This window comes from Bradyrhizobium sp. BR2003, from assembly GCF_009720285.1.
GTDB lineage: Bacteria > Pseudomonadota > Alphaproteobacteria > Rhizobiales > Xanthobacteraceae > Bradyrhizobium > Bradyrhizobium elkanii.
The window spans coordinates 36,845-50,213 of sequence record NZ_SMYJ01000015.1 but is presented as its reverse complement, the minus strand read 5'-3'; the positions used below and the strand labels follow the sequence as shown (position 1 = coordinate 50,213).

The 13,369-nt window shown below is 65.6% G+C and carries 13 protein-coding genes; 9 read left to right on the top strand and 4 right to left on the bottom strand.

Translation table 11 applies throughout. From position 1 onward, the window contains the following. The 4 genes from E2I15_RS10150 to E2I15_RS10135 are packed head-to-tail and all read left to right on the top strand — an operon-like array spanning position 1 to position 4,641. Positions 1 to 1,407 (top strand): hypothetical protein, encoded by a 1,407-nt coding sequence (locus E2I15_RS10150; RefSeq protein ID WP_137477053.1) that lies wholly within the window; start codon positions 1 to 3, stop codon positions 1,405 to 1,407. Next, a complete protein-coding gene (locus E2I15_RS10145) occupies positions 1,404 to 2,555 on the top strand; it encodes a Gfo/Idh/MocA family protein (RefSeq protein WP_137477052.1) in 1,152 nt (383 codons plus the stop codon). The genes E2I15_RS10150 and E2I15_RS10145 overlap by 4 nt, the downstream gene beginning before the upstream one ends. A 14-nt stretch (positions 2,556 to 2,569) precedes the next feature. Next, on the top strand, positions 2,570 to 3,778 hold the full coding sequence (locus tag E2I15_RS10140; protein WP_137477051.1) for a dihydrodipicolinate synthase family protein: 1,209 nt from the start codon (positions 2,570 to 2,572) through the stop codon (positions 3,776 to 3,778). Beyond that, the gene (locus E2I15_RS10135) at positions 3,778 to 4,641 is read left to right on the top strand and encodes a sugar phosphate isomerase/epimerase family protein (RefSeq protein WP_137477050.1); all 864 of its coding nucleotides are present in this window, start codon (positions 3,778 to 3,780) and stop codon (positions 4,639 to 4,641) included. The genes E2I15_RS10140 and E2I15_RS10135 overlap by 1 nt, the downstream gene beginning before the upstream one ends. A gap of 42 nt (positions 4,642 to 4,683) precedes the next feature. Here E2I15_RS10135 and E2I15_RS10130 read toward each other — a convergent pair whose 3' ends face one another. Further along, a complete protein-coding gene (locus tag E2I15_RS10130; protein WP_137477049.1) occupies positions 4,684 to 5,376 on the bottom strand; it encodes a potassium channel family protein in 693 nt (230 codons plus the stop codon). Between the two features lie 129 nt (positions 5,377 to 5,505). Next, positions 5,506 to 6,432: a Spy/CpxP family protein refolding chaperone gene (locus tag E2I15_RS39700; RefSeq protein ID WP_246667930.1), complete on the bottom strand. Its 927-nt coding sequence runs from the start codon at positions 6,430 to 6,432 to the stop codon at positions 5,506 to 5,508. A gap of 51 nt (positions 6,433 to 6,483) precedes the next feature. On the opposite strand from E2I15_RS39700, the gene E2I15_RS39175 reads away from it, so the two are divergent. After that, on the top strand, positions 6,484 to 6,939 hold the full coding sequence (locus tag E2I15_RS39175) for a hypothetical protein (protein WP_246667929.1): 456 nt from the start codon (positions 6,484 to 6,486) through the stop codon (positions 6,937 to 6,939). Positions 6,940 to 7,447: 508 nt separating this feature from the next. On the opposite strand, the gene rocD is transcribed toward E2I15_RS39175, so the two are convergent. Together rocD and E2I15_RS10115 are read right to left on the bottom strand one after the other, a co-directional pair. Then, complete coding sequence (rocD, locus tag E2I15_RS10120; RefSeq protein ID WP_137477338.1) at positions 7,448 to 8,662, bottom strand: ornithine--oxo-acid transaminase; 1,215 nt, start codon at positions 8,660 to 8,662, stop codon at positions 7,448 to 7,450. Between the two features lie 125 nt (positions 8,663 to 8,787). Further along, the gene (locus E2I15_RS10115) at positions 8,788 to 10,011 is read right to left on the bottom strand and encodes a cytochrome P450 (RefSeq protein WP_137477047.1); all 1,224 of its coding nucleotides are present in this window, start codon (positions 10,009 to 10,011) and stop codon (positions 8,788 to 8,790) included. A 204-nt stretch (positions 10,012 to 10,215) separates the two neighbouring features. On the opposite strand from E2I15_RS10115, the gene E2I15_RS10110 reads away from it, so the two are divergent. The 4 genes from E2I15_RS10110 (at position 10,216) to E2I15_RS10095 (ending at position 13,297) form a co-directional block, all read left to right on the top strand. Then, positions 10,216 to 10,749, top strand: coding sequence for a thiamine pyrophosphate-binding protein (locus E2I15_RS10110; protein ID WP_137477046.1), 534 nt, complete (start codon positions 10,216 to 10,218; stop codon positions 10,747 to 10,749). After that, positions 10,746 to 11,336 (top strand): thiamine pyrophosphate-dependent enzyme, encoded by a 591-nt coding sequence (locus E2I15_RS10105; protein WP_137477045.1) that lies wholly within the window; start codon positions 10,746 to 10,748, stop codon positions 11,334 to 11,336. The genes E2I15_RS10110 and E2I15_RS10105 overlap by 4 nt, the downstream gene beginning before the upstream one ends. A 64-nt stretch (positions 11,337 to 11,400) precedes the next feature. Continuing rightward, on the top strand, positions 11,401 to 12,102 hold the full coding sequence (locus tag E2I15_RS10100) for a TetR/AcrR family transcriptional regulator (protein ID WP_137477044.1): 702 nt from the start codon (positions 11,401 to 11,403) through the stop codon (positions 12,100 to 12,102). A gap of 1 nt (position 12,103) precedes the next feature. Next, positions 12,104 to 13,297, top strand: a complete 1,194-nt coding sequence (locus tag E2I15_RS10095) for an efflux RND transporter periplasmic adaptor subunit (protein WP_016842923.1) — start codon at positions 12,104 to 12,106, stop codon at positions 13,295 to 13,297. Positions 13,298 to 13,369 lie beyond the last annotated feature (72 nt).

The following is a 13,369-nucleotide window of genomic DNA, read 5'->3' as shown; positions in this document are numbered from 1 at the left end:
ATGTCGCTTCGCCTCAAAGTCAACGATATCGCGTTCTTCGAACGGCCGCTGGTGTTCGCCAGGCCGTTCCGCTTCGGCGCGGTGACGATCACCACATCGACGCAGATGTTCGCGCGGGTCGAGATCGAGGTGGAAGGCAGGGGCCGCGCCACCGGCGCCGGCGCCGAGATGCTGGCGCCGAAATGGTTCGACAAGCGGCCGCATCTGACCGAAGCGCAGTCGCTCGACGGCCTGCGCCGCTCGCTTGCGATTGCACGCGAGCTCTATCTTGCGAACAGGGGTTTTGAGACCGCGTTCGGCCTCCATGCCGAACGTATCGGCCCGCAGGTCGCGGCCTGCGCCGCGGAAGACATCCCTCCACTTGCCGCCGGCTTCGGCCCGGCCGAGATCGACAAGGGAATCCTGGATGCGCTGCTGCGCGCGGCCGGTGCGAATTTCTTCGACGGCATGGCCGGCAATATCGCCGGCATCGACGCGCGGCTGACGCCTGATCTAGAAGACGCGGCGATCATGCGGTTCCTGTCGGCGCGCAAACGGCTCGAGCGTGTCGCCGTCAGGCACACGGTCGGAATGGACGACAAGGTTGAAGGCGAGGGCGGCGTTGCCGACCGCAACGAGAACGCAGGTGCGCGCTATTTCAAGCTCAAGCTGAGCGGCGATCCCGCGCATGACGCGGCGCGGCTGGCGCGGATCGGCAGCGAGCTCGCGAAGCTGCCCTACGCAACCAAGATCACGCTCGACGCCAACGAGCAATATGCCGACCTTGCCGCGCTGCGCGCGCTGGTCGACCGGCTCGATCATGACGCGGCGCTGCAGCCGATCAGGGCAAACCTGCTCTATATCGAGCAGCCGATGCCGCGCGATATCACAAGAGCCTCGCCACTCGGGAAGCTGGCGACGCACGGCTTCATCATCGACGAGGCCGACGATTCCTATGATGCATTCCCGCGGGCGCGGGCGCTCGGCTATCGCGGCATCTCCTCGAAATCGTGCAAGGGCATCTATAAGTCGATCGTCAACGCCACCCGCGCCGCGGCGTGGAGCGCTGAGAGCGGCGGCTATTTCATCAGCGGCGAGGACCTGACCTGCCAGGCCGGGCTCGGCGTGCAGCAGGACCTTGCGCTCGGCGCGCTGATCGGCGTCACCCATGCCGAGCGCAACGGGCATCATTATGTCGATGGCTTTGCCGACACCCCGGCTGACGAGGCCGACGCCTTCCTCACCGCGCATCCCGATCTCTACACGCGCGCGGGCGGCAAGGTCCGCCTCGCGATCCATGACGGCGATCTGCTGACCGGATCGATCGCCGCCGCATCGGGCTTTGCCAGTTCGGTTCATCCGGACTGGTCCACCATGCAGCCGCTGCGGCGGCCAACACCACGCGTTTCGCAGGAGCAGACAGTATGACGACCAAGCGCCTCGGCCTGATCATGAACGGCGTCACCGGCCGGATGGGGCTCAACCAGCACCTGATTCGCTCGATCGTCGCGATCCGCGAGCAGGGCGGCGTGCTGCTCGCGAACGGCGACCGCGTCATGCCCGATCCGATCCTGGTCGGCCGCGACGCCGAGAAGGTCGGCGCGTTGGCAAAGTGCTACAACATCGAACGTCACACCACCGATCTCGATCGCGCGCTCGCGGAAAAGGGCGACTCCGTGTTCTTCGACGCCGCCACCACGCAGGCGCGGCCCTCGCTGCTGACCAAGGCGATCAATGCCGGCAAGCATGTCTATTGCGAGAAGCCGATCGCGACCAATCTCGAGGAGGCCGTTGCGGTCGTGAAGCTCGCCAATGCCAAGGGCCTCAAGCATGGCACCGTGCAGGACAAGCTGTTCCTGCCGGGCCTGAAGAAGCTCGCTTTCCTGCGCGACTCCGGTTTCTTCGGCCGCATGCTCTCGGTGCGCGGCGAGTTCGGCTACTGGGTGTTCGAGGGCGGTTGGCAGGAGGCGCAGCGGCCGTCGTGGAATTACCGCGCCGAGGACGGCGGCGGCATCATCCTCGACATGGTCTGCCACTGGCGCTACGTGCTCGACAATCTGTTCGGCGAAGTCGAGAGCGTGACCTGTCTCGGCACGACTGACATCCCCGAGCGCTATGACGAGAAGGGCAAGAAATACCAGGCGACCGCCGATGATTCCGCCTACGCCACCTTCCGCCTGAAGGGCGGCGTCATCGCCCACATCAACATGAGCTGGGTGACGCGCGTCTACCGCGACGACCTCGTCACCTTCCAGGTCGACGGCACCCATGGCTCGGCGGTGGCGGGCCTCACCGACTGCGTGATCCAGGCACGTCAGGCGACACCGCGGCCGGTATGGAATCCGGACGAAAAGCGGATGCATGATTTCTATGCCGACTGGCAGAAGCTGCCCGAAAACGTCGTGTACGACAACGGCTTCAAGGAGCAGTGGGAGATGTTCATCCGCCATGTCTGCGAGGATGCGCCCTACAAATATACGCTGCTGGAAGGCGCCAAGGGCGTGCAGCTCGCCGAATGCGCGCTGAAGAGCTGGAAGGAGCGGCGCTGGATCGACGTCGCCCCGATATCGGTCTGAGAAAGGACCTTGCCATGAACAAGCCAGTCCTGCCCAAGCCCGCCCTGACCAAATCATCGCTGTCGCTGAAGCTGCCGACCGCCGATGGCGGCCTCGAGACCTATCGCCTGGCGGCGTCGCGGACCTTTCCGGCGAAGCTCGAGGGTACGCTCAATCGTGTCGCATTCTCGGCCGCGCATGTGGTGGCCGATCCGCGCGCCGACGTCGATCCCTGGCTGGCGACGGCGATCGACTGGGACAAGACGATCGCGTTTCGTGAGCACGTCTGGGACCTCGGCCTCGGCGTCGCCGAAGCCATGGACACCGCGCAGCGCGGCATGGGGCTGGACTGGGCGACCTCGCTCGAACTGATCCAGCGCTCGGTGAGGGCGGCGAAGGCCAAAGGCAACGCGCTGGTGTTCTCCGGCGCCGGCACCGACCATCTCGCGGTCGAGGACGCCAGGTCGATCGACGACGTCATATCAGCCTATGAGGAGCAGATCGCGGCGGTGGAGAAGGCCGGCGGTCGCATCATTCTGATGGCCTCGCGCGCCTTGGCGAAGCTCGGCAAGAGCGCGGAGGATTACGCCAGGGTCTACGACCGCGTGCTGTCGCAGGTCCGTGAGCCCGTGATCATCCACTGGCTCGGCGATATGTTCGATCCGGCGCTATCGGGTTACTGGGGCACGGCCGATCTCGACAAGGCGATGGATACGGCGGTTGCGATCATCAATGCCAATGCGGCCAAAGTCGATGGCGTCAAGGTCTCGCTGCTCGACAAGCAGCGCGAGATCGACATGCGGCGCCGGCTCGATCCGCGCGTGAAGATGTACACCGGCGACGACTTCAACTATGCCGAACTGATCGCCGGCGACGACAAGGGGTTTTCTCACGCGCTGCTCGGCATCTTCGATGCCATCGCCCCGGCGGCGTCCTATGCGCTGTCGCGGCTCGCCGCGGGCGATGAGGCCGGCTTCCACGATGTGCTCGGGCCCACGGTGCCGCTGTCGCGCCACATCTTCAAGGCACCGACGCGCTTCTACAAGACCGGCATCGTGTTCATGGCCTATCTCAACGGACACCAGGATCACTTCACCATGGTCGGCGGGCAGGAGAGTGCGCGCTCCACCTTGCATCTTGCCGAGCTGTTCCGGCTCGCCGACAAGGCAGGTCTGCTCGCCAATCCGGAGGCCGCGACGCGGCGGATGGCGACGATCCTGGCCACCCGCGGCATCGACGCCTGATGCGCGACTTCTCCAATGACCACCGCTGGCTGTCGCTGAACACGGCGACGGTTCGCAAGCAGGGCGATCTCATCGCCATCGTGGAGGCCTGCGCGCGCCATGGTATCCGCGCCATCGATCCCTGGCGCGACCAGGTCGCAGCGGTCGGCCTCGATCGCGCCGTCCGTGCGGTCAAGGATGCCGGGCTCGATCTGTCGGGCTATTGCCGCGGCGGCATGTTCACGGCAGATGGTGCGCATCGCAGCGAGGCGCGCGACGACAACCGCCGCGCGGTCGACGAGGCGGCGGCACTCGGCGCTTCCTGCATCGTGCTGGTGGTCGGCGGCCTGCCGCAATATTCGCGGCCGGGCAGCGCGGCTTCGAAGGACATCGCGGCCGCGCGCCATCAGGTGCACGACGGCATCGCCGAGATGCTGGATTATGCGAAGCAGGCAAAGCTGCCGCTCGCGATCGAGCCGCTGCATCCGGCCTATGCCGCCGACCGCGCCTGCGTGAACACCACAAAGCATGCGCTCGATATCTGCGACGCGCTCGATCCCGGCAGAACCGGCGCGATCGGCGTCGCGCTCGACGTCTATCACATCTGGTGGGATCCGGAGCTGATGACCCAGATCGCGCGCGCCGGCCAGGATCGCCTGCTTGCGTTCCACGTCTGCGACTGGCTGGTACCGACCAGGGACATCCTCAACGACCGCGGCATGATGGGCGACGGCGTCATCGACGTCAGATCGGTGCGCGCCGCCGTCGAGGCGCAGGGCTTTGCCGGGTATTCGGAGATCGAGATCTTCTCGAACGACTGGTGGGGCCGTCCGCTGGACGAGGTGCTGCGAACCTGCATCGAGCGGCACCGGACGGTGGTCTAGGACGCCGTCAGGTGGACGCTGCGCTGCTTGCCTGCTTCGTGCTCAGGACTCCTCGTTGCGGTGCTCGATCTCCAGCGTGACGAGCCGCGCCAGCAGCGTTGCCGGATAGAGCTGACCGAAGATCGCCTCGAGATTGCACAGACTCCGCGCGATTGGATGCAGCGGGGCGACGTCGCCATAACCTGTCGTCGTGAGCGTGGCGAAGCTGAAATAGAGGACGCGGCTCGCCAGCGTCGGGCTGTCTTCCACCTTCATGCCGGGAAATGCGTCGGGCCTCAGCGTGCCGACAAAGGTGTAGAGCGCCGCGAAGATCACGGCGACCGTGAGATAGAGCAGGACCGCGCCGATCACACGGTGATAGGTGACGCGGCCTGGCGCGAACGTCGCACGCGCCACCGTCACGGCCATGGTGAGGCCGACGAGCAGCCAGGATGCGGCGAACAGGTTGAGATCGACAATTGAAGGTGAGCGCAGTCTCAGGATTCCGCCCATGACGATCATGACGAGCGCGACAAGCATCGTGACGACCGCCAGCGCGCTGCCTGACATCAGGAAGACGCCGCCGACCAGGACCAGCGCGAGCAGGAGTTCAAAAATCTGGAATCCGAACAGGCCCAGCGCCTGCAACGGCGCCACCACGAAAATCATGACCACGAGCAGGATGGTGAGCACCGTCAATAAGGAATCGCCCCAGCGCTCGCGTAGCTCGCCAGTGCTCATCCAGCCGCGCTTCATTCCCGCCCCGTCATTCGGCATCGCATCAGGATGTCGGTGACAGAGATTGCTGCGCGCCGGCCGCAAAGGCAAGATGGGGGACTTGCATTCTGTGGCGCACCCGGCGATCCGGATCGCTCGCCGGCCGTCTCAGGGGCTCGCGATCTGCTGCAGCGTGTTGAAGCGGGCTTTCTGCTCGCTGCTCAGCAACGCATAGAACTCGTCCAGTGCAGGCTCGATCAGCTTCGCGGCCTTCTGCATGGCCTCGAGCCGGTGCTGCATCGCCTCCAACCGGCCGACTGGCGTCAGCGGCACGTCGTTCGGGCAGGCCGCCTGCAGATCCGCGATGGCTTTTGTGGTTGCATCGCCCAGGCGGTCGAGCGCTTCCTTTTGTTTGCCCGCCGGATGAAGCGAGGCCGCGATCCGGTTGATCGGCAGCCGGGCCAGATCGGATTTCGAATCGCCGCAGTTGCCGGTTTGCGCGGCCGCCTCCTGCTGTTGCGCCGAACGCTCGCCGACATGTGGACCGAGCGCATTGAAGCGGGCCTGTTGCTCGTCGCTGAGCGAACTGTAGAAATTCTCCAGCGCCGGCCGCACGATCTTGATCGCCTCGAGTGTCGCGCTGATGCGGTTTTGCATCGACCGCAAGCGGCCGGTTGGCGTCATGGCATAGCTGTCCGAACAGGAGTCCTTGAAGATATCGGCGGCCTTTGCCGCTGATGTCTTCAACTCGTCGAGCAACGCGCGCTGCTGCTGGTCCGGCCGTACCGCCCGCGCGATGTCGGCAAGCGGCCAGGCCGTGACGCCCTTGTCCGGCTGGCCGCAGAGCTGCCTGATTGCCTGCGGGCTCGTGTCGCTGCGTTGACGGGACCGATCGCGGCCCGTGGTCGCCCGATAGTCGCCAGGGTTGATGCTGGCATAGGCGGAGTACGGAGTGTTGGTGTCCCAGAACACGGTGTCGACGAAGTCGTCATAGGCGTAGGCCCAATAGCCGGGCTCGTAGGCATAGGACCAGAATGTGTAGTCAAAGATGTCCGAATAGGCGTAGGGCCAGAACACCGGCCCAAGCCACGCCACGAAGGCCGCGCGGCTGCCGCGCCGCCAGGCATGCCGGGGCGCCCAGCCGCCTTGGCGCGCCGCAAGCCCTGCTTGGCCTTGCGCACTTGCCTGCTCGCGGAAGTGCGCGGCAAATCGCTCGCGCTGAGCCGCCTGCGTCGCGGCGGTGGTCGCGACCGCGGCGCCAACCGTCGCTGCGGGCGCCAATCGCTGCTGGCGGGCAACATCGGCCTGCTGCGCACGCTGCTCGCGCTGCAACAGGCGGTTCTGCGCCTGCAGGGCACGGTCATGGACGCGCTGCGCGCGTGCGCCTTGGACCTTTTGCGACTGCAATTGCTGCACGCGTTGCTGCAGGCGATCGATCCGGGTCTGCCGCTCGGTGGTCTGGCGCGTGAGCGCGTCACGCTGCCGCTGCTGCGCCGCCTGCTGGCGTTGCTGGATCATTTGCTGCTGCTGCTGCGCGCGCCGTTGAACGCGCTCCGTCGGCGACGGCCGCTCGCTCGAGCGCGACGGTGGGCTTGGGCGTGATGGCGCCGCGATATGCGGGGCCTGACGCTGCGGTGCTCCTCGACGGAATTCGGGGCGTGGCGCTGCGACACGCGGCGCTGCGATATGGGGGGCTTGGCGCACCGACGGGGCGGCGAAATGCGGTGCCGGGCGCGGCGCCATCGCCGGTCGCTGCGGGGCGTGGAACGCGGGTGCTGCAGGCCGTGCGATCGCGGGTGGGCGCGCCATTGCGGGCGGCCTGGCCATTGCGGGAGGGGCGGCGTGTACCATCGGCGCGGCGGGACGCGCCATTGCGGCCGGTGCAGCCGGCCTTGCCGCCGGTGGACCCTTTCCGTGTGGCTGGGCTGACGCGCCGCCGTTCGCCACGAGCATCGAGCTGGCAATCGAAAAGACAACAAACAAAGCGCGACGGGAAAGCATGAGCGTAGCTCTCTCCTTTCAACGGTCGCCCGCAGTGCTTTAACGCACTGACGTCGGATTCGTTCGTTGTGGCAACGGCCGGCGTTACGGTCTTCCGGCGCGGGAACCGTCAGGAGACGTCCTGCGTGAGGGTCGCCGCGATCCGCTCCGTCGCCCAGTCGACCTGATCGCCCGTGATCACCAGCGGCGGAGCAATCCGGATGGTGTGTTCATGGGTGTCCTTGGTGAGGATGCCGCGCGCCTGCAGCGCCAGACAGTAGCGGCGGGCGCCGCCGGCTTCGGGGTGCAGCTCAATCGCCAGCATCAGCCCGCGCCCGCGCACCTCGCGGATCACGTTGGCGCGGATGTCCTGCAATCCGGCGAGAAAGCGCGCGCCTTGTTGCGCCGCGTTCTCGATCATTCCCTCGTCGATCAGCACGCGCAGCGCCGCCCGCGCCACCGCGCAGGCCAGCGGATTGCCGCCGAAGGTCGAGCCGTGCTGGCCGGGCCGCAAGGTGCCGAGCACGGCGTTGTTGGAAAGCACCGCCGACACCGGATAGAAGCCGCCCGACAGCGCCTTGCCGAGCAGCGTCACGTCGGCTTCGATCCCTTCGTGCTGCTCGGCGAGCAGCTTGCCGGTGCGGCCGAGCCCGGTCTGGATCTCGTCGAGCACGAGCATCACATTGTGCGCGGTGCACAGCTCGCGCACGCGTGTGAAATAGCCAGGCGGAGGAATCACGACGCCGGCCTCGCCCTGGATCGGCTCGACCAGGAAGGCCGCGGTGTTCGGCGTGATCGCCTGCTCGAGCGCGGCGGCATCGCCGAACGGGATGATGTTGAAGCCCGGCGCGAACGGGCCGAAATGGTCGCGCGAACCGGGGTCGGTCGAGAAGCCGACGATGCCGAGCGTGCGTCCGTGGAAATTATTGGCGCAGACGATGATCTCGGCCTGCCCGTCCGGCACGCCCTTGACCTCATAGGCCCATTTGCGCACCGACTTGATCGCACTCTCCACCGCCTCGGCGCCGCTGTTCATCGGCAGCACCTTGTGCGAGCCGGTCAGTTCCGCGAGCTCGCGGTAGAAGGGAGCGAGCTGGTCGTTGTGGAAGGCACGCGAGGTCAGCGTCAGCCGATGCGCCTGCTCGATCATTGCTGCGAGGATCTTCGGATGGCAGTGGCCCTGGCTCACCGCCGAATAGGCGGACAGACAGTCGAGATACCGGTTGCCATCGGTATCCCAGACCCAGACGCCTTCGCCGCGGGACAGCACGACCCCGATCGGCTCATAATTGTAGGTGCCGAACTGCGCTTCGGTTGCGAGGAAATCAGTGACCGATGCATTCATCATGCGTCACTCCCGCTGCAGCGCACGAGAGATTACATCAAATCGTGCCTGCAGTTGATTTGGGCATCAGTTCCTCCACAGGGAAGTGTGTCGCCGGCCAAATTCGCAGGCGACAATGTGTCGTCTTAGGCGCTGATGCTGCAGGGCACGCTGAGGAAGCCGCGGAAGCGCACCCGCCCGCCGCGCACCGGCTCGCCGTCGAGCGCGTAGTTCGGGAAGCGTTCAAGGAACCGCGATATCGCGATGGCGCCTTCGAGGCGCGCCAGCGCCATGCCGGCGCATTGATGCGCGCCGGTGCCGAACGCAAGGTGGCGGTTCGGCGTACGCGCGACGTCGAAGCCTTCAGGATTGGGGAATTGCGCGGGGTCGCGGTTGGCCGCGCCGATGCACAGCGTGACCAGCGTGCCCGCCGGCATCTTGATGCCGCCGAGCTCGGTCTCTTCCACGATCATGCGGTTGCCGAGCTGGTTCGAGCTTTCATAGCGCAGCATCTCCTCGACACCGGTCTTGATCAGCTCGGGGTGCGCGATCAGTCGTTGCTTCTGATCCGGATTTTGGGTGAGCGTCACCAGCCCGTTGCCGATCAGATTGGTCGTGGTCTCATGGCCGGCGTTGAGCAGGAAGATGCAATTGTGCAGCAATTCCTTCGCGGTCAGCCGCTCGCCACTATCCTCACCCTGGATCAGCCTTGTCAGCACGTCGCGTTCGGGATTGCCCGGTCTGGCGCGGCGGCGTTCAACCAGGGTTTCGAGATAGGCGAGAAAATCCTTCACCGCATTGTTGCCGCGGTCGAACGCGTCCTTGCCGATCACCGGCTCCAGCGCGCCCAGGATCGCCAGCGACCAGTCGCGCAGCGGCTGGCGTTCGTCGTGCGGCACGTCGAGCAGATTGCCGATCACCTCGACCGGAATTGCCGAGGCGAAGTCGCCGATCAGCTCGAAGCGGTCGCGGGTCTCGATCCGGTCGAGCAGGCTGTCGACCAGCGCGATCAGGTCAGGCTCCATGCCGGCGATCGCCCGCGGCGACAACGCGCCCATGATCAGCCGCCGCACGCGGGTATGCGCCGGCGGATCGTTGAAGACGAGGCTGGTCGTGTGATGCTCGTAGAGCAGCGAGTTGCCGTATTTCGGCAAGAACTCCTTCTTCTTGTCGGAGGAGAACACCTTGGTGTTCTTGTAGGCGGCGATGAGGTCGTCGTAGCGGGTGAGAAAATAGCAGCCGTTCGGCAGCCGCTTGACCGGCGTGTTCTCGCGCAACGCGCGATAGGTTGGGTAGGGGTCGGCGTAGAACTCCGGCGCCAGCTTCTCGAGGTCGAAGCTGTCAGCCAGCTCGCGCGCGTGTCCGTTCATGGCGCATCCAACCCAATTAGTTTCATTTGCAACTATCGTAAGCCGCGGGCGGCGGCCGCGCAACACAATTTGCCAGGCGCCGGGAACAGCGCGCCGGGCGTCGCGTGGTGCGAGCAAAGCGCAGAGCGATATGCGGTTTTGCGCTTTGATGAAGCGCGCGCGCCCCTCTACAGTCGCGACCAAACAACAAGACCGGAAACGCCAATGCATGCCCGTGCCGACACTGCGGCCTCCTGGCCCGAGGAGATCTTCTCGATATTGCAGCGCTTCGAGGTGCGTCAGGTGCCCTACGTGCCGGACGCCGGCCATTCAGAGCTGATCGAGCGGGTGCTGGGGTCGTCCTCGATGCGCGGCATCGCCCTGACCGCCGAGGAAGAGGGCGTGGCGCTGCTCGCGGGCGCCTGGGCCGGCGGCCAGCGCGGCGTGCTGCTGATGCAGTCGAGCGGGGTCGGCAATTGCATCAACATGCTGTCGCTGGTTCAGATCTTCCGCTTGCCGTTCCTCACGCTGGTGACGATGCGCGGCGAATGGGGCGAGTTCAATCCCTGGCAAGTGCCGATGGGCTCGAACACGCAGGGGATTCTCGAATTGTCCGGGATCAAGGTGCTGCGCGCCTCGCACCCTGAAGAGGTCCGCGAAGTCGTCGAGGCCGGCGCAGCGCAGGCCTATAACGCCTGCACGCCGACCGCCGTCCTGCTGTCGCAGCGCCTGATCGGGGCAAAGGTCTTCACCAAATGAGCAAAGCCAATCTCCTCGACCGCCGTGCCGTCGTTGCCGAACTGCTGAAGGATCGCAAGGGCGCCTTTGCCGTCGGCGGCCTCGGCGCCTCGACCTATGACATCGCCGCCGCCGGCGACCACGACCGCAATTTCTATCTCTGGGGCGGCATGGGCGGCGCCGTGATGATCGGGCTCGGCCTCGCGCTGGCCCAGCCGACGCTGCCGGTCGTCGTGATCACCGGTGACGGCGAGATGCTGATGGGGATGGGAAGCCTCGCCACCGTCGGCCTGCAGCAGCCCAAAAATCTCTCGATCATCGTGCTGGACAATGAGGCCTATGGCGAGACCGGCGGCCAGGCCAGCCACACCGGCGGAACCGCCGACCTCGTGGGTGTTGCCAAAGCCTGCGGAATCGGGGATAGCCGGGCGATCAGCACCATGGCTGAGGTCGAAGCTTTTGCCTTGTCTTTGCAAGACGTTACGGCGGGGCCGCGGTTCGCCAGCGCCAAGATCGACGGGGCCAATCTGGAGCGCGTGCTGTCCAGCCGCGACGGCACCTACCTCGTGAACCGCATCAGAGGGTCGATCGGCCACACTCCTATTTAAAGTGGCTTTCGCGGTGCAATAGAACCTTGACTTTTGGTAAAGTGAGTGATTACTCACGACCCAAATGTCTACCTTACGCATGACGAGTGACTTGCGGCGTCAGTTGATCCTGAGCGCCGCCAAGCGGTGTTTCGCCCGCAACGGCTTTGCCGGCACCACGACAAAGAGCGTGGCGGCCGCGGCTGCCATTTCGGAAGGGCTGCTGTTCAAGCACTTCCCGTCCAAGGCGGCGCTCTATGCCGAGATCCTTGCCGAAGAGTGCGAGGCGGATCCCGATCTCGCGCATCTGCTCGGGCAGGAGCCCTCGACCGCGACGCTGGTCGAACTGGTGCAAGGCATGGTCGGTCACTTCATGCAGTTGCGTAATGCGCCGGACCAGGAAGAGGCGCAGCGGATGCGGCTGATGGTGACGAGCCATCTCGACGACGGCGAGTTTGCGCGCCTGCTCTACGACAAGGTCGGCAAGCTGATCGGTCCGACCTTCGCCGCCTCGCTCGAGCGGGCGATCGCCGCCGGCGAGGCCACGAAGATCGGCGACGCGCCGCTCAACCTGTTCTGGTTTGCGCACCATACCGTGCTGATGGGTGCGCTGACGCAGCTGCCTGCGACACCATGCCTCCCCTACGGTGATGCCGCCGCGGCCGAGCGGCAGCTTTGCCAATTCATCCTTCGCGGCATCGGACTTACCGAAGCCGCAATTTCAACTCATTTGGGCCGCCAGCCGTCGCCGATCGCAGGACCGTCGGTAACTGCAGAAAGTGCATGACATGAATATTCAGACCGAAAGCCACATCTCGGGGCAACCGATCAAGGAGAAGCAAGCCAAGCGTCCCGTCCGCATGGTGCGCTGGTTCATCATCGTGGGCCTGTTGCTGGCCCTGCTCGTCGGTGCGCTGGTCGGCTTCAATGCCTTCCGCAGCCACATGATCGCGCAGTTCTTTGCCAACAATAAGCCGCCGCCGGCGAATGTGTCGGCCGTCGAGGCGAAGACCGAGGTGATTCCGAACCTGCTGACCGCCGTCGGCGATCTCGTCGCCGTGCACCAGGTCAACGTCACGACCGACGTGCCGGGCCGCATCACCGAGATCCTGTTCACCGCCGGCAGCCATGTAAAGGCCGGCACGCCGCTGGTGCAGTTGTTCGACGCACCGGAGCAGGGCGACCTCGCCAACTACAAGGCGCAGGCGACCGTCGGCGAGCTGCAACTCGACCGCGCCAAGCAGCTCGCATCGCGCCAGTTCGGTCCGCAATCGACCGTCGACACCGCGCAGGCTGCCTACGACCAGGCCAAGGCGGGCATTGCCAAGACCGAAGCGCTGATCTCGCAGAAGCTGGTGCGCGCACCGTTCGAAGGCGATCTCGGCGTGCGCCAGGTCGAAGTCGGCCAGTACCTGACGGCCGGCACCCAGATCGTGTCGCTGACCGATCTGTCGGTGCTGTACGCCAACCTGACCGTCACCGAGAAGCAGAGCTCGCAGATCAAGGTCGGCCAGGCCGTACGGGTCTCGGTCGACGCCTATCCGGGCCGCACCTTCGAGGGCAAGATCACGACCATCGAGCCGCAGATCGCGACCGACACCCGCAACATCCGGGTTCAGGCCACGATCCAGAATCCGGACAGCATCCTCAAGCCCGGCATGTTCGCGACCACCACGATCGTGCTGCCCGGGAAGCCGCCGGTCGTGACGATTCCGGAAACCGCGGTCGACTACACGCTGTACGGCGACTCGGTGTTCCTGATCACCGAGAAGAAGGGCGACGACGGCAAGACCACCCTGACTGCGGACCGCACCTTCGTGAAGACGGGCAACCGCGTCGAGGGCCGTGTCGAGATCCTCAAGGGACTGAAGGCGGGCGACAAGGTCGTCGCCGTCGGCCAGATCAAGCTGCAGTCGGGCATGGCGGTTGCGATCTCGACCGATCCGCCGCCGCCGGTTCCGGCCGAACCGCCGCGCTACTGATCTTCATTCATCGAACTCGGAGGGCCATTGGCCCTCCGCCACATCTTGCCGCAAGCCGGCAGAACACGAATC

Bases quoted from the DNA above. Each gene is read 5' to 3' on its own strand.
- E2I15_RS10130 (WP_137477049.1), bottom strand. From the start codon at position 5,376: ATGAAGCGCGGCTGGATGAGCACTGGCGAGCTACGCGAGCGCTGGGGC.
- E2I15_RS10145 (WP_137477052.1), top strand. From the start codon at position 1,404: ATGACGACCAAGCGCCTCGGCCTGATCATGAACGGCGTCACCGGCCGG.
- E2I15_RS10095 (WP_016842923.1), top strand. From the start codon at position 12,104: ATGAATATTCAGACCGAAAGCCACATCTCGGGGCAACCGATCAAGGAG.
- E2I15_RS10100 (WP_137477044.1), top strand. From the start codon at position 11,401: ATGTCTACCTTACGCATGACGAGTGACTTGCGGCGTCAGTTGATCCTG.
- E2I15_RS10150 (WP_137477053.1), top strand. From the start codon at position 1: ATGTCGCTTCGCCTCAAAGTCAACGATATCGCGTTCTTCGAACGGCCG.
- E2I15_RS10110 (WP_137477046.1), top strand. From the start codon at position 10,216: ATGCATGCCCGTGCCGACACTGCGGCCTCCTGGCCCGAGGAGATCTTC.
- E2I15_RS10135 (WP_137477050.1), top strand. From the start codon at position 3,778: ATGCGCGACTTCTCCAATGACCACCGCTGGCTGTCGCTGAACACGGCG.
- E2I15_RS10140 (WP_137477051.1), top strand. From the start codon at position 2,570: ATGAACAAGCCAGTCCTGCCCAAGCCCGCCCTGACCAAATCATCGCTG.
- E2I15_RS10115 (WP_137477047.1), bottom strand. From the start codon at position 10,011: ATGAACGGACACGCGCGCGAGCTGGCTGACAGCTTCGACCTCGAGAAG.
- rocD (WP_137477338.1), bottom strand. From the start codon at position 8,662: ATGAATGCATCGGTCACTGATTTCCTCGCAACCGAAGCGCAGTTCGGC.
- E2I15_RS10105 (WP_137477045.1), top strand. From the start codon at position 10,746: ATGAGCAAAGCCAATCTCCTCGACCGCCGTGCCGTCGTTGCCGAACTG.